Annotated in this window: 14 protein-coding genes; 9 read left to right on the forward strand and 5 right to left on the reverse strand. The window is 66.4% G+C overall.

Annotated features, from left to right (window positions below; genetic code table 11):
- Positions 1 to 48 precede the first annotated feature (48 nt).
- The 6 genes from B9P64_RS01495 to B9P64_RS01520 all read left to right on the forward strand — a co-directional run bounded on the left by B9P64_RS01495 (position 49) and on the right by B9P64_RS01520 (position 9,011).
- Positions 49 to 1,263, forward strand: a complete 1,215-nt coding sequence (locus B9P64_RS01495; RefSeq protein ID WP_085314492.1) for an efflux RND transporter periplasmic adaptor subunit — start codon at positions 49 to 51, stop codon at positions 1,261 to 1,263.
- Between the two features lie 12 nt (positions 1,264 to 1,275).
- Positions 1,276 to 4,407 (forward strand): efflux RND transporter permease subunit, encoded by a 3,132-nt coding sequence (locus B9P64_RS01500; protein ID WP_085314493.1) that lies wholly within the window; start codon positions 1,276 to 1,278, stop codon positions 4,405 to 4,407.
- Positions 4,400 to 5,896 (forward strand): efflux transporter outer membrane subunit, encoded by a 1,497-nt coding sequence (locus B9P64_RS01505; RefSeq protein ID WP_176256682.1) that lies wholly within the window; start codon positions 4,400 to 4,402, stop codon positions 5,894 to 5,896. Before B9P64_RS01500 ends, B9P64_RS01505 begins: the two co-directional genes overlap by 8 nt.
- A 112-nt stretch (positions 5,897 to 6,008) precedes the next feature.
- Complete coding sequence (gene coaBC / locus B9P64_RS01510) at positions 6,009 to 7,208, forward strand: bifunctional phosphopantothenoylcysteine decarboxylase/phosphopantothenate--cysteine ligase CoaBC (protein ID WP_085314495.1); 1,200 nt, start codon at positions 6,009 to 6,011, stop codon at positions 7,206 to 7,208.
- A complete protein-coding gene (gene dut / locus B9P64_RS01515) occupies positions 7,205 to 7,654 on the forward strand; it encodes a dUTP diphosphatase (RefSeq protein ID WP_085314496.1) in 450 nt (149 codons plus the stop codon). Before coaBC ends, dut begins: the two co-directional genes overlap by 4 nt.
- Positions 7,655 to 7,688: 34 nt before the next feature.
- Complete coding sequence (locus B9P64_RS01520) at positions 7,689 to 9,011, forward strand: acyltransferase family protein (protein WP_085314497.1); 1,323 nt, start codon at positions 7,689 to 7,691, stop codon at positions 9,009 to 9,011.
- 98 nt (positions 9,012 to 9,109) lie between these two features.
- On the opposite strand, the gene clpA is transcribed toward B9P64_RS01520, so the two are convergent.
- Both clpA and clpS read right to left on the reverse strand, forming a co-directional pair.
- Entirely contained in the window at positions 9,110 to 11,422 is a 2,313-nt protein-coding gene (gene clpA / locus B9P64_RS01525) for an ATP-dependent Clp protease ATP-binding subunit ClpA (protein WP_085314498.1), read from the reverse strand.
- Positions 11,419 to 11,727 (reverse strand): ATP-dependent Clp protease adapter ClpS, encoded by a 309-nt coding sequence (clpS, locus tag B9P64_RS01530; RefSeq protein ID WP_085314499.1) that lies wholly within the window; start codon positions 11,725 to 11,727, stop codon positions 11,419 to 11,421. The genes clpA and clpS overlap by 4 nt, the downstream gene beginning before the upstream one ends.
- A gap of 484 nt (positions 11,728 to 12,211) precedes the next feature.
- On the opposite strand from clpS, the gene B9P64_RS01535 reads away from it, so the two are divergent.
- Positions 12,212 to 12,418: a cold-shock protein gene (locus B9P64_RS01535; protein WP_085314500.1), complete on the forward strand. Its 207-nt coding sequence runs from the start codon at positions 12,212 to 12,214 to the stop codon at positions 12,416 to 12,418.
- 123 nt (positions 12,419 to 12,541) lie between these two features.
- Here B9P64_RS01535 and icd read toward each other — a convergent pair whose 3' ends face one another.
- Entirely contained in the window at positions 12,542 to 13,795 is a 1,254-nt protein-coding gene (gene icd / locus B9P64_RS01540) for an NADP-dependent isocitrate dehydrogenase (RefSeq protein ID WP_085314501.1), read from the reverse strand.
- Between the two features lie 147 nt (positions 13,796 to 13,942).
- On the opposite strand from icd, the gene B9P64_RS01545 reads away from it, so the two are divergent.
- Positions 13,943 to 14,536: a pseudouridine synthase gene (locus tag B9P64_RS01545; protein ID WP_085314502.1), complete on the forward strand. Its 594-nt coding sequence runs from the start codon at positions 13,943 to 13,945 to the stop codon at positions 14,534 to 14,536.
- A gap of 32 nt (positions 14,537 to 14,568) precedes the next feature.
- The gene (locus B9P64_RS01550; RefSeq protein WP_085314503.1) at positions 14,569 to 15,045 is read left to right on the forward strand and encodes a DUF192 domain-containing protein; all 477 of its coding nucleotides are present in this window, start codon (positions 14,569 to 14,571) and stop codon (positions 15,043 to 15,045) included.
- Between the two features lie 85 nt (positions 15,046 to 15,130).
- Here the strand turns inward: B9P64_RS01550 and B9P64_RS01555 are convergent, their stop codons facing one another.
- Positions 15,131 to 15,709, reverse strand: a complete 579-nt coding sequence (locus tag B9P64_RS01555) for a superoxide dismutase (protein ID WP_085314504.1) — start codon at positions 15,707 to 15,709, stop codon at positions 15,131 to 15,133.
- A gap of 150 nt (positions 15,710 to 15,859) precedes the next feature.
- Positions 15,860 to 17,227 carry an exodeoxyribonuclease VII large subunit gene (gene xseA, locus B9P64_RS01560; protein ID WP_085314505.1) on the reverse strand — a complete coding sequence of 456 codons (1,368 nt, stop codon included), beginning with the start codon at positions 17,225 to 17,227 and terminating at the stop codon, positions 15,860 to 15,862.
- Between the last annotated feature and the right edge of the window lie 29 nt (positions 17,228 to 17,256).

Raw genomic sequence — 17,256 nt, forward strand, 5'->3', positions numbered from 1 at the left:
CATCGACGCAGCCTCCGCCGGGTTTCGCGTCAGTCGAGAGCAATTGACATGACTCACTACGCGAACGCGCGAGGCATCGCCTCGTCCGTCGATGGGGCTGCCGCCCCGACCCGCTCCGCCCTGCGCGGTCTGCTGCTGGCACTGCTGCCGCTGGCCATCGCGGCCTGCTCGCGCGGCGAAGCCCAGGCGCCGGCCCAGGGCGGCGCGCCCCAGGCCATGCCGGTGGCGGTGGTCGAAGTGCATGCGCAGACGATTCCGGTCGAGCTGACGGCCGTCGGCCGCGCCGAAGGCTCGAAGGAAGTGCAGGTGCGTGCGCGGGTCGGCGGCATCCTCGAACACTGGCGCTACAGCGAAGGCGACCGCGTGAAGGCGGGCAGCACGCTGTTCACCATCGAGCGCGAGCCCTATGAGATCGCGCTGGCCCAGGCCGAGGCCAATCTGGCCCAGCTGCGCGCCAGCGCCGAGCAGGCCGCGCGCGAAGCCGACCGGCTCAAGGTGCTGGTGGCCGACAACGCCATCGCCCGGCGCGATGTCGACAATGCCGAAGCCACGCGCAAGACCAGCGCGGCCGCCGTGCTCGGCGCCGAAGCCGCCGTGCGCAGCGCCCGGCTCAATCTGTCGTACACCACGGTCACCGCGCCCATCGGCGGCATCTCGGGCCGGGCGCTGCAATCCGAAGGCAGCCTGGTAGCGGCCGGCAGCGACAGCGCGCTGCTCACCACCATCGTCCAGACCGATCCGATCTGGGTGCGCTTCTCGTTCGCCGAAAACGAGTTCGCGCGGCTGCGCCGCGACATGCGCGGCGGCCAGGTGAGCCTGATCGGCGCCGACGGCAAGCCGCTGACCGAGGGCGGCAAGCTCAACTTCACCGCCTCGTCGGTCGACAGCCAGCTCGGCACCGTGCAGCTGCGCGCCGCCTTCGCCAATCCCGAGCTGAAGGTGCTGCCGGGCCAGTTCGTGACCGCGCGGGTGCAGGCCGGCAGCCAGACCGCCTTCCTGGTACCGCAAGCCGCCGTGATGCAGGGCGACAAGGGCCGCTTCGTGTGGATCGTGGGCGAAGGCGGCAAGGCCGCCATCCGCCCGGTCGAGACCGCGCAATGGAGCGGCGGCGACTGGGCCGTGAGCAAGGGCCTGAACGACGGCGACAAGGTGATCGTCAACAACCTCATCAAGCTGCGGCCCGATGCGCCGGTGCAGCCGATGTCGGGCCCGCCGCCCGAAGGCCAGCCGGCCAATGGCGCCGCCGCGCCCGCCAAGCAGTAAGCGGGAGCCGCCATGTCGAGATTCTTCATCCTCCGGCCGATCTTCGCGGCCGTGATTTCCATCGTCATCACGCTGGCCGGGCTGGTCGCCGCCTTCGTGCTGCCGATCGCGCAATACCCCGAGATCGCGCCGCCGACGGTCACCATCACCGCCACCTACCCGGGCGCGAGCGCCGAGACGCTGGCCAGCACCGTGGCCGCGCCGATCGAGGAGCAGCTGTCGGGCATCGAGCATCTGGCCTACTACAACAGCTCCTCATCCTCGAACGGGACGATGAGCATCACCGTCACCTTCGACGTGGGCTCCGACGGCGATCAGGCCACCATCGACGTGAACAACCGCGTGCGCATCGCCACGCCGCGCCTGCCGCAGGAAGTGCAGCGCACCGGCGTGACGGTGCTGAAGAAGTCGAACGACATCCTGATGGTGGTGTCGATGCTCACCGACGGAAAGCAGACCGACACGCTGACGCTCTCCAACTGGGCGCTGGTCAATCTGTCGGACGAGCTCAAGCGCATCCAGGGCGTCGGCGACGTGACCATCTTCGGCGCGCGCGACTACTCGATGCGCATCTGGCTCGACGTGCCGAAGATGGCGCGCCTGGGCATCACGCCGGCCGATGTGCAGGCCGCCGTCACCGCCCAGAACGCCCAGTACGCGGCCGGCAAGATCGGCGCCGAACCGGCCCCGGCCGGCCAGCAGCTGGTGTTCACCGTGACCACGCGCGGCCGGCTCGCCGAGGTCGACGACTTCGCCGACATCGTGCTGCGCGCCAACGGCCCGACCGGCGTGCTGCGCCTGAAGGACGTGGCCCGCGTCGAGCTCGACGCGCAGAGCTTCGACACGCAGAGCACCACCGATGGTCAGCCCTCGATCGCGATGGGCGTGTTCCTGCAGGCCGGCGCCAATGCGCTGCAAGTGTCCAAGGACGTGCGCGCCAAGATGGCCGAATTCCAGCCGCGCTTTCCGCCGGGCGTGCGCTGGATGGTGCCGTTCGACACCACGTCCTTCATCAACGCGTCCATCGGCGAGGTGGTGCACACCGTCGTCGAGGCCGCCGTGCTGGTGGTGGCGGTGGTGTTCATCTTTCTGCAGAGCTGGCGCGCCACGCTGATCCCGGCGATTGCGGTGCCGGTGTCGCTGATCGGCGCCTTTGCCGGGCTGCTGGCCTTCGGCTTCAGCATCAACACGCTGACGCTGTTCGCGATGGTGCTGGTCATCGGCATCGTGGTCGACGACGCCATCGTGGTGCTCGAGAACGTCGAGCGGCTGATGAACGAGCAGAACATGTCGCCGATGCAGGCCTCGCTCGAAGCCATGCGCGAGGTGCAGGGCGCGGTGGTCGGCATCGTGCTGGTGCTGGCGGCGGTGTTCATCCCGGTGGCCTTCCTCGGCGGCATTGCCGGCCAGCTGTACCGCCAGTTCGCCATGACGGTGACGATCTCGGTCGTCATCTCGGGGCTGGTGGCGCTCACGCTCACGCCGGCGCTCTGCGCCATCCTGCTCAAGCCGGGCAAGCACGGCGAGTCGAAGCTGTTCCGGCCGTTCAATCGCGGCTTTGAAAAGCTCACCGACGGCTATGTGGCGCTGGTCGGCGCGGCGCTGCGCCATCGCTGGCTGGCGCTGGCGATCTTTGCCGGCGTGATCGCGGGTGCGGGCTTCATGTTCACGCGGGTGCCGGGCGGCTTCGTGCCGGCCGAGGATCAGGGCTATCTCATCTCCAGCGTGCAGCTGCCCGATGCCGCCACGCTGCCGCGCACCCTGCGCGCCGGCGAGCAGTTCCAGCAGGGCTTTGCCGAGAACGATGCGGTGGCGCACCGCATCTTCATCGCCGGCTTCGATCTGCTGAGCGGCAGCAACAAGACCAATGCCGCCACCATGTTCAGCACGCTCGCGCCCTGGGACGACCGCAAGCGCGATGCCGCCGGACTGGTCGCCGACCTCATGCCGGGCGGCTTCCGGCTGCCCGACGGGATCGGCTTCAGCTTCAATCCGCCGGCCATTCGCGGCATCGGCACTGCCGGCGGCTTCGAGGTCTATGTGCAAAGCCGCAGCGGCGGCTCGCCGGCCCAGCTGTCGGCCGCGGTCAACGGCTTCATCGCCGAGCTGTCGAAAGACCCGCGTCTGACCAATGTGAAGACCTTCTTCCGCCCGACCACGCCGCAGCTGCGCGTGGATGTGGACCGGGCCAAGGCCATCACGCTCGGCGTGCCGGTGGCCGATGTGTTCAGCGCGCTCCAGGCCACGATGGGCGCGCTCTACGTCAACGACTTCAACCGCAACGGCCGCACCTTCCGCGTGCAGATCCAGGCCGACGCGCCCTATCGCGCCCAGCCCGACGACCTCGGCGAGGTGTATGTGCGCAGCGCCGGCGGCGACATGATTCCGGTGAAGGCGCTGGTCACGGTGCGCAGCGTGATCGGCGCCGAGCAGCTGGAGCGCTTCAACGGCTTTGTCGCGGCCAAGATCATGGGCGACGGCAAGCCGGGCGTGAGCTCCAGCCAGGCCATCGCCGCGGTGCAGGAAACCGCCGCCCGCGCGCTGCCGGCCGACTACCAGATTCAATGGACCGGTCAGGCCTACCAGCAGCTGCGCACCGGCAATTCCTCGGCCTATGCCTTCGGTCTGGCGCTGGTGATGGTCTATCTCATCCTCGCCGCGCTCTACGAGCGCTGGGGCATGCCGGTGGCGGTGCTGCTGGCGGTGCCGTTCGCGCTGATGGGTGCGCTCGGCTTCGTGCTGATCCGGGCGATGCAGAACGACATCTACTTCCAGATCGGGCTGATCGTGCTGATCGGGCTGGCGGCCAAGAACGCCATCCTGATCGTCGAGTTCGCGCTGCAAGGCCTCGACGAGGGCCGCTCTGCCGTGGACGCGGCGCTGCATGCGGCGCGGCTGCGCTTCCGGCCGATCGTGATGACCTCGCTGGCCTTTGTGCTGGGCGTGCTGCCGCTGGTGATCGCCACCGGCGCCGGCGCGGCGGCGCGCCAGTCGATGGGCACCGGCGTGTTCGGCGGCATGATCGTCGCCACCTTTGTCGCGCCGATCTTCATTCCGCTGTTCTTCGTGCTGCTGGCCGGCAAGAAGCGCCCCAAGCATCTCGACCCACTGCCGGCCGGCCATGCGGGAGACAGCCATGTTTGATCCGACACTCCGCTCCGCTGCCGCCACGCCCGCCGGCCAGTTGCGCCGGCTCTGCGTACTGGGCGCGGCGCTGGCACTGGCCGGCTGCGCGCTCGGCCCCGACTACCGGCGCCCGGCCATCGCGCTGCCGGCCGACTACGGCAGCACCGCCGCCACCGACAGCGCCGCCGAGCTGCCCGCGCGCTGGTGGACGCTGTTCAACGATGCCCAGCTGACCGCGCTGGTCGACGCGACGCTGGCCAGCAATGCCAGCCTGGCCCAGGCCATCGCCCAGGTCGACGCGGCCGATGCGCTGCTGCGTCAGGCCAATGCCGCCTTCTTCCCCGAGATCGGTCTGGGCGGCAGCGCCACCCGTGCGCGCAGCAGCCAGCGCGGCTTGCAGGGCGGCCAGTTCAGCAACCGCTCGCCGGTCTACAACCAGTACGCCAGCTCGCTCACCACCTCGTTCGAGCTCGACCTCTGGGGCCGCTTGCGGCGTGCCTCCGAATCGGCCCGCGCCCAGCTGCTGGGCACGCGCTATGCGCGCGACGTGACCGCGCTGAGCCTGGCCGGCGCGACCGCCAGCAGCTATTTCACGCTGCGCTCGATCGATGCCCAGACCGGCGTCACGCGCGACTCGCTGCAAGCCGCCGACGCCACGCTGCGCATCGTGCGGGCCCGGGTCGCGGCCGGCTACACCTCCGACCTGGATCTGGCGCAGGCCGAAAGCCAGCGTGCCCAGTTCGCCGCCAGCCTGGTCGAGCTGGGCCGCCAGCGCGCCACGCTCGAACACCAGCTCGGCGAACTCGCCGGCCAGCCCGGGCTCAGGATCGAGCCCGGCAGCCTCGACGCCCTGCCGCTGCCCCAGCTGCCGCCGCCCGGTCTGCCGTCCACCCTGCTCGAACGCCGGCCCGATGTGCGCGCCGCCGAGCAGTCGCTGGCCGCCAGCACCGCGCGCATCGGCGTCGCCAAGGCCGGGCTGTTCCCCACCTTCAGCCTGACCGGCCAGTACGGCGGCCAGAGCCTCGATCTGGGCCAGCTGCTCGATGCGCCGGCGCGACTGTGGTCGGCCGCGCTCGGCGTGAGCTTTCCGCTGTTTGCCGCCGGCCGCTATGAAGCCCAGGTGACCGAAGCCGAGGCCAATGCGCGGGCCCAGGCCGCCGCCTATCGCGGCACGGTCGAGACCGCCTTCCGCGAGGTGGCCGATGCGCTCGGCAATGCCGACGCCGCCGCCAACAGCGAGGACGAGGTGCGACGCCAGTCCGACTCGGCCCGACGCGCGCTCGACGTGGCCCGGCGCCGTTACGACGCCGGCTACTCGGGCTATTTCGAGCTGCTCGACGCCCAGCGCACCTACAACAGCGCCGCCAATGCGCTGGTGCAGGCGCGCGCGGCGCGGCTGGCCTATTCGGTCGATCTGATGAAGTCGCTCGGCGGCGGCTGGTCGGCCGAGGCAAGCTTGGCCGCGCGCAGCGGCGAGGTCGCGGCGACGGCGGGCGGCGCACGCTGAGCGGCGGCGGGCCGGGCGCGCTGCGGGCGGCGCGCCCGGCCCGCCCGCGCCGGCTAAACTCGCGGCCCGCCGGCGCCTGGCGCCCCGTCCCCAACTCTTCCCGCGTCCAGCCATGCAACTCCAAGGCAAGCACATCGTCCTGGGCCTGACCGGCGGCATCGCCTGCTACAAGGCCGCCGAGCTGTGTCGCGCGCTCGGCAAGGAAGGCGCCACGGTGCAGGTGGCGATGACCGAATCGGCCACCCGCTTCATCACGCCGCTGACCCTGCAGGCGCTGTCGGGCCGGCCGGTCGCGCTGTCGCAATGGGCCAGCGGCGAGCCCAATGCGATGCCGCACATCAACCTCACGCGCGGCGCCGACGCCATCGTCATCGCGCCCTGCTCGGCCGATTTCATCGCCAAGCTGGCCCACGGTCTGGCCGACGATCTGCTCGCCACGCTGTGCATCGGCCGGCCGGCGCAGGTGCGGCTGCTGGTCGCGCCGGCCATGAATGTCGAGATGTGGCAGCAGGCGCCGGTGCAGCGCAACGTGGCCCAGCTGCGCGCCGACGGCATCGCGGTGCTCGGTCCGGCCGAGGGCGAGCAGGCCTGCGGCGAAGTCGGCGCCGGTCGCATGCTGGAGCCGGCCGAGATCGTCGACGCGGTCGTCGCCAGCTTCCAGCCGCAGCTGCTCGCCGGCCGCCGCCTGCTCATCACTGCCGGCCCCACCTACGAGCCGATCGATGCGGTGCGCGGCATCACCAATCTGTCGTCGGGAAAGATGGGCTATGCCATCGCCCGCGCCGCGCGCGAGGCCGGCGCCGACGTCACGCTGGTCTCCGGCCCGACCGCGCTGGCCGCACCCTCGGGCGTCGCGCGCATCGATGTGCGCAGTGCCGCGCAAATGCTCGATGCGGTCATGGCGCGGCTCGACGACACCGATGTGTTCATCGGCGTGGCGGCGGTCGCCGACTGGCGCGTCGCCTCGGCGGTGAAAGGCAAGCTAAAGAAAGAGCACGGTCTGCCGAAACTCGACTTGGAGTCCAACCCGGACATCCTCGCCACCGTCGCGGAGCGTGCGCAGGCTGCGGGCCACAAGCCCTACTGCGTGGGCTTCGCCGCCGAGAGCGACAACCTCGATGCCCATGCCGAAGCCAAACGCCTGCGAAAGGGGGTTCCGCTGCTGGCGGGCAACCTCGGACCGCAGACCTTTGGACAAGACGACAACGAACTCGCGCTCTACGACGACCGGGGCATCACCCGGTTGCCGCGCGCCGACAAGCTCACGCTCGCGCGACACCTCGTCGCCGCGATTGCCCAACGGCTGCCATGAAGACCCTGCAAATCAAGATCGTCGACGAGCGCATGCGCTCGCAACTGCCGTCCTATGCCACCGCCGGTTCGGCCGGGCTCGACCTGCGCGCCTGCATCGATGCGCCGGTGCAGCTGGCGCCGGGCGAGACCACGCTGATCCCGACCGGGCTGGCGATCCATGTGGCCGATCCGGGCTATGCGGCGCTGATCCTTCCGCGCTCCGGGCTCGGTCACAAGCACGGCATCGTGCTGGGCAATCTGGTCGGGCTGATCGACAGCGACTACCAGGGCCAGCTGATGATCAGCACCTGGAATCGCGGCCAGACCGCGTTCTCCATCGCGCCGATGGAGCGGCTCGCGCAGCTGGTCGTCGTGCCGGTGATGCAGGTGGCGCTGGAGGTGGTGGACGAGTTCGCCGAGTCGGATCGGGGCAGTGGCGGCTTCGGGAGCACCGGCCGACAGTAACGGCTGATGCCGGCGCGCCTTCGGGAGCGCCGGCATGAGCGCCCGGCTCGATCATCCCGCCGGCGCCGCGCCGCTGTCGGTGCCGCTGGCCCAGTCGGCGCTCGCGCCCGGACTGGGCGCCCTGCCCGTTCCCGACCGCCCGGCGTCAATCCGCGATCCCGGCAAACCGGTCCATCCGAGCGCGCTGGTCATCACCGAGCCGCTGTCGCAGCAGCTCGCGCTATTGCGGGCGCTGGCGGCGCTGGTCGTCGTGGTGCATCACGCCGGGCTGATGCTGTTCGGCCCGCTCGATCTGGGCTCGGCCGCCGATCTGACGCGCTGGTATCAGAAGCTGATCTGGCTTACCGCCATCGCCGGCCAGGGCGGCGTGATGCTGTTCTTCGTGCTGAGCGGCTATCTCGTCGGCGGGCCGACGGCAGTGTTCGTGGCGCGCGGCCAGTTCCGCTGGACCGACTATCTGGCCTCGCGCGCCAGCCGCATCCTGCCGGTGGCCTGGGCTGCGGTCGCGCTGTCGCTGGGTGTCGCGGCAATCATCGGCGGCATGGACGTGCCCGATCCGGTCGCGGCGCGCAGCGATTTCTTCTGGGGCATGACGCTCGACCAGAGCTTCGAGCCGGGTCGCATCCTGGCCGCGCTCACGCTCACCCATTCGCTGCTCACCGAGCTGCTGCCGACCAACACCTCGCTTTGGACCCTGGCCAACGAGTGGTGGTACTACCTCTGCTTCCCCTGCCTGCTGCTGGCGCTGGTGCAGCGGCGCTGGCGCTGGCTGATCCCGGCCGTGCTGATGCTGCTGCTCATGTACAAGAGCCGGCAGCACATCGGCTTCCTGCACCGCTTCGTGGTCTGGATGGGCGGTGCGGCGATCTATCTCGTCACGCTCAAGCTGCGCTCGCTCGACCGTGCCGAGGTGCGCCGGATCATCTTCGGGCTGCTCGCGGCGATGGCCGTGGCTTTCATCGCGGTGCAGTTCGTCACCCAGGGCTTTCGGCGCGGCGATTACTCGGTCGGTCTGCTGACCATGGCCTGGCTGTTGGTCGCAAGCCGGTTGCACTGGCGTCTGCCCGCTTTCGTGCGCGTGCCAGCGTTTGTGCTCGGCGCCTTCAGCTACTCGGTCTACTGCTTTCACATGCCAGTGATGCTGCTGATGATCGCGACTGCCGGCTGGGCCGGGCACTTCCTGCCCTTCGACGGACACGGGCTGCTCGCCTGCCTCGGGCTGGTCGGCGCTTCGCTCGTCATCTGCGCCGGCGGCTGGTGGCTGACCGAACGCCACACGCCGGCAGCACGGCGGATCTGCTTGGCGGTGCTGCGTCTTCCCGCGCGGCTGTCGGCCGCGACCCGATTGCGCAGCTAGCACTTCGTCCGCAGGCAATGAAAAGGCCGGTAGTGCTCGCGCGCTACCGGCCTTTTCATCTCCGATCGGCTGGCCGGGCAAGCGCCCGGCCGACGGCATCAGATCACCGTTTCCTCAGGTTCCGGCGCTTGCGGCGACGGAGCCACGCCTTCGGAGAAGTCGAGCACGACACGCTCCGGTTCGTTGCCGACCTTGGCGTAGTCGACCGTCACCTTGCCGCCCGACACCAGCTTGCCGAACAGCAGTTCGTCGGCCAGCGCCTTGCGGATCGTGTCCTGGATGAGGCGGGCCATCGGCCGCGCGCCCATGAGCGGGTCGAAACCCTTCTCGGCCAGATGCTTCTTGAGCGCGTCGGTGAAGGCGACTTCCACCTTCTTCTCGTGCAGCTGCTCTTCGAGTTGCATGAGGAACTTGTCGACCACGCGCAGGATGATTTCCTCGTCGAGCGACCGGAAGCTGATGATCGAATCCAGCCGGTTGCGGAACTCCGGCGTGAACATCCGCTTGATGTCGCCCATCTCGTCGCCGAGCTGACGGGTTTCGAGGAAGCCGATGCTGCGCTTCTGCAAGGCTTCGGCCCCTGCATTCGTGGTCATGATGATGATCACGTTGCGGAAGTCGGCCTTGCGACCGTTGTTGTCGGTCAGCGTGCCGTGGTCCATCACCTGCAGCAGGATGTTGAAGATGTCCGGATGCGCCTTCTCGATCTCGTCGAGCAGCAGCACGCAATGCGGCTTCTTGTTCACTGCCTCGGTCAGCAGACCACCCTGGTCGAAGCCCACATAGCCCGGAGGCGCACCGATCAGGCGCGACACCGCATGACGCTCCATGTACTCCGACATGTCGAAGCGGACCAGATCGATGCCAAGGATGAACGATAGCTGCTTGGCGACTTCGGTCTTGCCCACGCCAGTCGGGCCGCTGAACAGGAAGGAGCCGATCGGCTTGTCGGGCTTGCCAAGTCCGGACCGCGCCATCTTGATGGCGGCAGCCAGCGCATCGATCGCCGGATCCTGGCCGAACACCGTCGCCTTCAAGTCGCGATCAAGCGTCTGCAGCTTGTTGCGGTCGTCGGTCGACACCGATTGCGGCGGGATGCGCGCGATCTTGGAAATGATTTCCTCGATCTCGGCCTTGCCGATCGTCTTCTTCTGCTTGCTCTTCGGCAGGATGCGTTGAGCCGCACCCGCTTCATCGATCACATCGATAGCCTTGTCGGGCAGATGACGGTCGTTGATGTACTTTGCCGACAGTTCCACCGCAGAAGTGATGGCCTGCGACGAGTACTTCACGCCGTGGTGTTCCTCGAAGCGCGACTTGAGGCCTCGCAGGATTTCCACCGTCTGCTCGATCGACGGCTCGTTCACGTCCACCTTCTGGAAGCGGCGTGACAGCGCGTGATCTTTTTCGAAGATGCCGCGGTACTCGTTGTAGGTCGTCGCACCGATGCACTTGAGCTGGCCTGACGAAAGCGCCGGCTTGAGCAGATTGGACGCATCGAGCGTGCCGCCCGAAGCCGAACCCGCACCGATCAGCGTGTGGATCTCGTCGATGAACAGTACTGCACCGGCGTTTTCCTTCAGCTGCTTGAGGACAGCCTTCAAGCGTTGCTCGAAGTCACCGCGATACTTGGTGCCTGCCAACAAGGCGCCCATGTCCAGCGAGTAGACGATGGCGTTGTTGAGGATCTCGGGCACATCGCCCTTGACGATGCGCCAAGCGAGCCCTTCGGCGATCGCAGTCTTGCCGACGCCAGCCTCACCCACCAGCAGCGGATTGTTCTTGCGCCGACGGCAGAGAATCTGGATCACGCGCTCGACTTCGTGCTCGCGGCCGATCAGCGGATCGATCTTGCCGTCAGCCGCAGCCTTGTTCAGGTTCTGCGTGAACTGGTCGAGCGGCGTCTCCTTGCTGGACCCTTCGGGCTCGCCATCCTGCTCGACGGGCTCCTTCTTGGCCGGCTCGGAGCCGGAGGTCTTCGCAATCCCGTGAGAGATGTAGTTGACGACATCCAGACGGGTGATGCCCTGCTGATGCAGGTAGTAGACGGCATGCGAATCCTTCTCGCCGAAGATCGCAACAAGCACGTTTGCGCCGGTCACTTCCTTCTTGCCGTTACTCGTGCTTTGCACGTGCATGATTGCGCGCTGGATCACGCGCTGAAAACCAAGCGTCGGCTGAGTATCGATTTCCTCGGTACCCGGGACTTTCGGAGTGTTGTCCTCGATGAAATTCTTCAGCGATTTTCGAAGATCTTCGATATTCGCCGCACAGGCGCGAAGAACTTCTGCCGCAGAAGGGTTATCCAGCAAGGCCATCAACAGGTGTTCGACCGTGATGAACTCGTGCCGGGCCTGCCGTGCTTCCACAAATGCCATGTGGAGACTGACTTCGAGTTCCTGCGCAATCATGCTTCCTCCATCACGCACTGCAGCGGGTGTTGGTGCTGCCGTGCAAACTCAAGTACCTGCTCGACCTTGGTTGCTGCCACATCCCGGGGGTACACGCCACAAACTCCGCGCCCTTCGCGATGAACGTTCAGCATGACTAGCGTGGCCTTCTCGCGCCCCATGCCGAAAAATGTTTGCAACACTGCAACGACAAACTCCATTGGCGTGTAGTCGTCGTTCAGCAATAGCACTTGATACAGCGGGGGCGGCTTGAGTTTTTGCTCCTGCCGCTCCAACACGGTGCCTTCGTCGTGCTTCGTACTCATGAGCCCTATTCTGCGTATATGGGTCTGAGGCGTAATTTACACAAGTGCCGGGAAGTGAACGCAATCTTGAAATACGGCGCCGCAACAAGAGGCCCTCAAACATTCGCCACAAACCCGACACACGTTCTTTCTTGAGCAAGAAGCACGCCGCACTTGGCTCCTTGCAGGATGGACGGGGAAATCACAGCACGGTTCCTGCCAGCCCAAAGTCAAATGTGTCTGTCTGCATCTTCCGGAAACCATTTACTTGACATCCATCGAGAAGGGCCAAAGAATCATCGATGTGTTTGGATTCAAGTTGTCCAGCGAACGGTTTGCCAGTGTGTCGTGCGCCTAAGGCCTCGTCTCGCGAGCAGCAAGTGTTGTGCGGCCTTGATGAAAAATCACGGTTGGAGGGAACCAGACAACCGTAACGACTTTGACAATCTTTCAGGGCCGTCGGGTTGCCCCCTCTGTTTGTTATTCATCAAGGACGCTTCTGGACATGGCAACCGGCACTGTCAAATGGTTCAACGATTCTAAAGGCTACGGCTTCATCACACCGGATGACGGCGGCGAAGACCTGTTTGCTCATTTCTCGGCAATTCAGATGAATGGGTTCAAGACTCTTAAAGAAGGTCAAAAGGTCAGCTTCGATGTCGTGCAAGGCCCGAAGGGTAAGCAAGCGTCGAATATTCAATACGGTACGTGATACGCAATTACGCTGCGAATTACCACCCAAACAAAAAGGCCCGCAGTTGCGGGCCTTTTTGTTTGGGTGGTAATCATGGGTCGCTGGAACTCGATGAACTGAATTCCAGCATACCGATTCCAATTACATATTGTCGATCAGCACCTGACCGAAACCGGAACAGCTGACCTGCGTCGCGCCTTCCAGCAGTCGCGCGAAATCGTAAGTCACCTTCTTGCTCAAAATCGACTTTTCCATTGACGCGATAATCACATCGGCGGCTTCGAGCCAGCCAAGGTGGCGCAGCATCATTTCGGCAGAAAGAATCTCTGAGCCCGGATTGACGTAATCCTTGCCGGCGTACTTGGGCGCGGTGCCATGAGTCGCCTCGAACATCGCGATCGAATCAGAAAGGTTTGCGCCTGGGGCAATGCCGATCCCGCCGACCTGTGCAGCGAGGGCGTCGGAGACGTAATCGCCATTCAGATTGAGGGTCGCAATGACACTGTATTCAGCCGGACGGAGCAGGATCTGCTGGAGGAATGCGTCAGCGATCGCATCCTTGACGATGATTTCCTTGCCCGACTTCGGATTGGTGAACTTCATCCACGGGCCACCGTCGATGAGTTCGGCCCCGAACTCGCGCTGCGCCAGACCATAGCCCCAGTCACGGAAGCCACCTTCGGTGTACTTCATGATGTTGCCCTTGTGCACGATCGTCACCGACGGCTTGTCGTTGTCGATCGCGTACTGGATGGCCTTGCGCACGAGACGTTCGGTGCCTTCGCGCGAAACCGGCTTGATGCCGATGCCCGACGTTGCCGGGAAGCGGATCTTCTTGACGCCCAATTCCTTGGTCAGGAATTCGATGAGCTTCTTGGCCTGTTCCGACTCGGCGGCCCATTCGATGCCGGCATAGATGTCTTCCGAGTTCTCGCGGAAGATGACCATGTCGGTCTTTTCGGGCTCACGCACGGGCGAGGGAACGCCCTTGAAATAGCGCACCGGGCGCAGACAGACGTAAAGATCGAGTTCCTGGCGCAGCGCGACATTCAGCGAACGGATGCCACCGCCGACCGGCGTGGTCAGCGGGCCCTTGATCGAGACGACGTAATCGCGCAGCGCATGCATCGTTTCTTCGGGCAGCCACACATCGGGGCCATAAATCTTCGTCGACTTTTCGCCGGCGTAGATTTCCATCCAGTGAATCTTCTTTTGACCGCCATAAGCCTTGGCGACAGCCGCATCGACGACCTTGATCATCACGGGAGTGATGTCGAAACCGGTGCCATCACCCTCGATGTAGGGAATGATGGGTTGGTCGGGCACATTCAGCGAGAAATCCGGATTCACCGTGATTTTCGTGCCCTCTTGCGGAACCTTGATATGTTGGTACATCGCTTTGCCTCCGGTCATTTCGTCTTTGCAGCCTATGGCCGCACGGTTAAGAAACGGGGAACTCCTGAACCCTCGTTTCACAATGTGAATGTGCGAGTGCACATCATGAAGCGCCCGCCAAGTCCGGCGGATTATGCCTGATACCGCATGCCCACTCTTGCCTTGAACAAGCCTTTCGGGGTCGTCTGCCAGTTCAGTTCTCACGATGTGCACCCAGGCCTGTCGACCTGCATCGCGACGCCCGGCGTGTATCCGGCGGGCCGTCTTGACACGGATTCCGAAGGTCTGTTGCTGCTGACCGACGATGGCACCCTGCAGGCACGCATCGCCGATCCGCGCCACAAGTTGCCAAAGACTTACTGGGCGCAGGTCGAGGGGATTCCCGACTTTGTGGCGCTCCAGCATCTGCGCGACGGGGTGCGGCTTTCCGATTTCACCACCCGCCCCTGCGCGGTGCGGGCGCTCGATCCGCCCGATCTGTGGGAACGCACCCCGCCGGTGCGCTTTCGCAAGCACATTCCCACCAGCTGGATCGAGCTGACGATCTCGGAAGGCAAGAACCGGCAGGTGCGACGCATGACGGCGGCCGTCGGTTTTCCGACATTGCGGCTGGTGCGTGTCGCAATCGGCGCACTCAGACTGACCGAACTGGCGCTCGCGCCGGGCGAGCATTGCGTCATCGATCCGGCGCAATTGCTGCCGACACGCGGCGCAAGCGGCCGGAGTGGTCGCCGTCACTAGAATCGCCGGCGTTCATCACAGCGGAGCAGCGCATGCATCAGCGCCAGTCGGGCCGGAAAAAGTCGGGATTCGTTCAATTTGCACGCGGCATGGTCGCGGCACTGATGCTGGCGACCGCACCAGCGCTGCTGGCCCAGGCGCCGGCACCGACGGTGGAACTGTCGAGCGGCGTGCATCTCATCCATGCCGAACTGGCGGCGACGCCAGCCGACCGCCAGCGTGGATTGATGTTCCGCGAGGTGCTGGGGCCGAGTGCCGGAATGCTGTTCGTGTTCGACGAGCCGGCGCAGCAATGCATGTGGATGCGCAACACGCTGATCGCGCTGGCGGTCGCCTTCATCGATGACGACGGAAAGATCGTGAACGTCGAGGAGATGGCGCCGAAGACCGACGACACACATTGTTCTGCGCGGCCGGTGCGTTATGCGCTGGAGATGAACGGTGGCTGGTTTGCGCGGCGCGGCATGCGGGCCGGAACCACCATCAGCGGGATTGCAAAACCGCGCTGAGTGCGAACCGGCGGCGCGATGGCGCCGGTTCGCTGGCCGGCAGCGCGGCGGGCATCGAGCCGCTGCCGCGTTGCCGGCGGGACGATCAGCCGAAGTTCTTGGCGGCGAAGTCCCAGTTGGCGAGCTTCCAGAACGCGGCGACGAAGTCGGGGCGCTTGTTGCGGTAGTCGATGTAGTAGGCGTGTTCCCAGACGTCGATCGTCAGCAGCGGGATGTCGGCGCCGGTGATCGGCGTGGCGGCATTGCTGGTGTTGACGATGTCGAGCGTGCCGTCGGCCTTCTTGACCAGCCAGGTCCAGCCCGAACCGAAGTTGCCGACGGCGCTCTTGCCGAAGGCTTCCTTGAACGCATCCAGCGAGCCCCACTTGGCGTCGATGGCGGCAGCCAGGGCGCCGGTCGGCGCGGTCGCGACGGGCGACAGGCTGTTCCAGAAGAAGGTGTGGTTCCAGATCTGGGCCGCGTTGTTGAACACGCCACCAGCCGGAGCCTTCTTGATGATGGCTTCGAGGTCGAGGGCTTCGTATTCGGTGCCCGGGACCAGGTTGTTCAGGTTGGTCACATAGGCCTGGTGATGCTTGCCGTAGTGGAACTCCAGCGTTTCTTGCGAGATGGTCGGCGCCAGGGCGTCGATCGCGTACGGCAGCGGCGGGAGGGTGTGTGCCATGGAAGTCTTCCTTGAACTGAGTTTGCGTATACGTCCGATGGTGTCGGTCGCGGTCGGGCGCACGATGTTGCAGCGCGCTCCGGGCCGGCCAGCGTGATCGATTGTATCCCCGCGACTGACGCGGGTTTGATGCAGGTCAATGTCGCAAAGTCAGGTGGACATGCCTGAAACCCGCTTGACCTGGGCATCGACCTGCCCATCGGCGAATTCGATCCGCAAGGCGTCGCCGGAGTTCAGCTGCGCGGCCTCGGCGACGATGCGCCCGTTCGGCCCGGTCACGATGGCGTAGCCGCGTGACAGCGTGGCGCGCGGACCGACCGCCTCCAGCACCGCCGCCAGCCGCCCGATGCGGGCCTCGGCGCCGGCGAGCCGGGCCTGCGCGGCCGCATGCAGCCGGGTCTGCGCCCGCTCGACGCGATGCGCGAATGCATCGATTTCGGGCCGCTGCGTCTGCCAGCGCCAGGCCGCCTCGCGCAGGCGCCGGTCGGCGGCGAGCGCCAGCCGCGCCATCGCCGCACGCCGGCGCCGGTCGAGCGCCGCCAGCCGCTCCGCCGCCAGATCGAGCCGGCGCGCCGGCGACACCAGCCGCGCCGCCAGCGCATCGACGCGGTATTCGCCCTGCTCGATGCGCCGCTCCAGCCGCCGCGCCAGCGCCGCCTGCGCCTGGGCGATGCGGCGCAGCCAGACCTCGGTCGGCTGGGTGGCGGTTTCGGCAGCCGCGGTCGGCGTGGCGGCGCGGATGTCGGCGACGAAATCGGCGATCGTGAAGTCGGTCTCATGGCCGACACCGGCGATGACCGGCAACGCACTCGCGGCAATCGCGCGCGCCACCCGCTCGTCGTTGAACGACCACAAATCCTCGATGCTGCCGCCGCCGCGACACAGGATCAGCCCGTCGAGCCGGTCGAGCTCGCGGCGCCGGTTGGCCAGCGCAATGGCCGCCGCGATCTGCGCCGCCGCCGGCGCACCCTGCACCGGCGTGGGATAGAGCAGCAGCGTCACATGCGGCGCGCGCCGGCCGAGCGTGACCGCCACATCGCGCAGCGCCGCCGCATCGGGCGAGGTGACGACGCCGATCCGCCGCACGAATGCCGGCCAGGGCCGCTTGCGCTCGGGCGCGAACAGGCCCTCGCGCGCGAGCCGGTCGCGCAACTGCATGAAGGCTTCGAGCAGACCGCCGCTGCCGGCGCGCCGCATCGCATCGACCACCAGCTGATAGTCGCCGCGCGCCTCGTACAGCCGCACCTGGGCGCTCAGCTCGACCGCATCGCCATTGCGCGGGCTGAAATCGACGAACTGCGCCCGGCCGCGAAACATCGCGCAACGCACCTGCGCGGCCGCGTCCTTGAGCGTGAAATACCAATGGCCCGACGCCGCCCGCGTGAGGTTGGAAATCTCGCCACTCACGCTCAGCAGCGGAAAACTGCGCTCCAGGCAGCGCGCGACCGCGCTGTTCAGCTCGCTGACCGACAGGGCCTCGCGGCCGGTCCGGCCCGGAGAAAAATCGTCACCAGTCATCGCAACCCTATTGACAAGCGTCGAGACGC

It is taken from the genome of Derxia lacustris, from assembly GCF_002105195.1.
In the GTDB taxonomy this organism is placed as follows: domain Bacteria; phylum Pseudomonadota; class Gammaproteobacteria; order Burkholderiales; family Burkholderiaceae_E; genus Derxia; species Derxia lacustris.

Bases quoted from the DNA above. Each gene is read 5' to 3' on its own strand.
- B9P64_RS01520 (WP_085314497.1), top strand. From the start codon at position 7,689: ATGAGCGCCCGGCTCGATCATCCCGCCGGCGCCGCGCCGCTGTCGGTG.
- B9P64_RS01535 (WP_085314500.1), top strand. From the start codon at position 12,212: ATGGCAACCGGCACTGTCAAATGGTTCAACGATTCTAAAGGCTACGGC.
- B9P64_RS01495 (WP_085314492.1), top strand. From the start codon at position 49: ATGACTCACTACGCGAACGCGCGAGGCATCGCCTCGTCCGTCGATGGG.
- B9P64_RS01500 (WP_085314493.1), top strand. From the start codon at position 1,276: ATGTCGAGATTCTTCATCCTCCGGCCGATCTTCGCGGCCGTGATTTCC.
- clpS (WP_085314499.1), bottom strand. From the start codon at position 11,727: ATGAGTACGAAGCACGACGAAGGCACCGTGTTGGAGCGGCAGGAGCAA.
- clpA (WP_085314498.1), bottom strand. From the start codon at position 11,422: ATGATTGCGCAGGAACTCGAAGTCAGTCTCCACATGGCATTTGTGGAA.
- B9P64_RS01555 (WP_085314504.1), bottom strand. From the start codon at position 15,709: ATGGCACACACCCTCCCGCCGCTGCCGTACGCGATCGACGCCCTGGCG.
- B9P64_RS01545 (WP_085314502.1), top strand. From the start codon at position 13,943: ATGCCCACTCTTGCCTTGAACAAGCCTTTCGGGGTCGTCTGCCAGTTC.
- B9P64_RS01505 (WP_176256682.1), top strand. From the start codon at position 4,400: ATGTTTGATCCGACACTCCGCTCCGCTGCCGCCACGCCCGCCGGCCAG.
- xseA (WP_085314505.1), bottom strand. From the start codon at position 17,227: ATGACTGGTGACGATTTTTCTCCGGGCCGGACCGGCCGCGAGGCCCTG.
- B9P64_RS01550 (WP_085314503.1), top strand. From the start codon at position 14,569: ATGCATCAGCGCCAGTCGGGCCGGAAAAAGTCGGGATTCGTTCAATTT.
- coaBC (WP_085314495.1), top strand. From the start codon at position 6,009: ATGCAACTCCAAGGCAAGCACATCGTCCTGGGCCTGACCGGCGGCATC.
- dut (WP_085314496.1), top strand. From the start codon at position 7,205: ATGAAGACCCTGCAAATCAAGATCGTCGACGAGCGCATGCGCTCGCAA.
- icd (WP_085314501.1), bottom strand. From the start codon at position 13,795: ATGTACCAACATATCAAGGTTCCGCAAGAGGGCACGAAAATCACGGTG.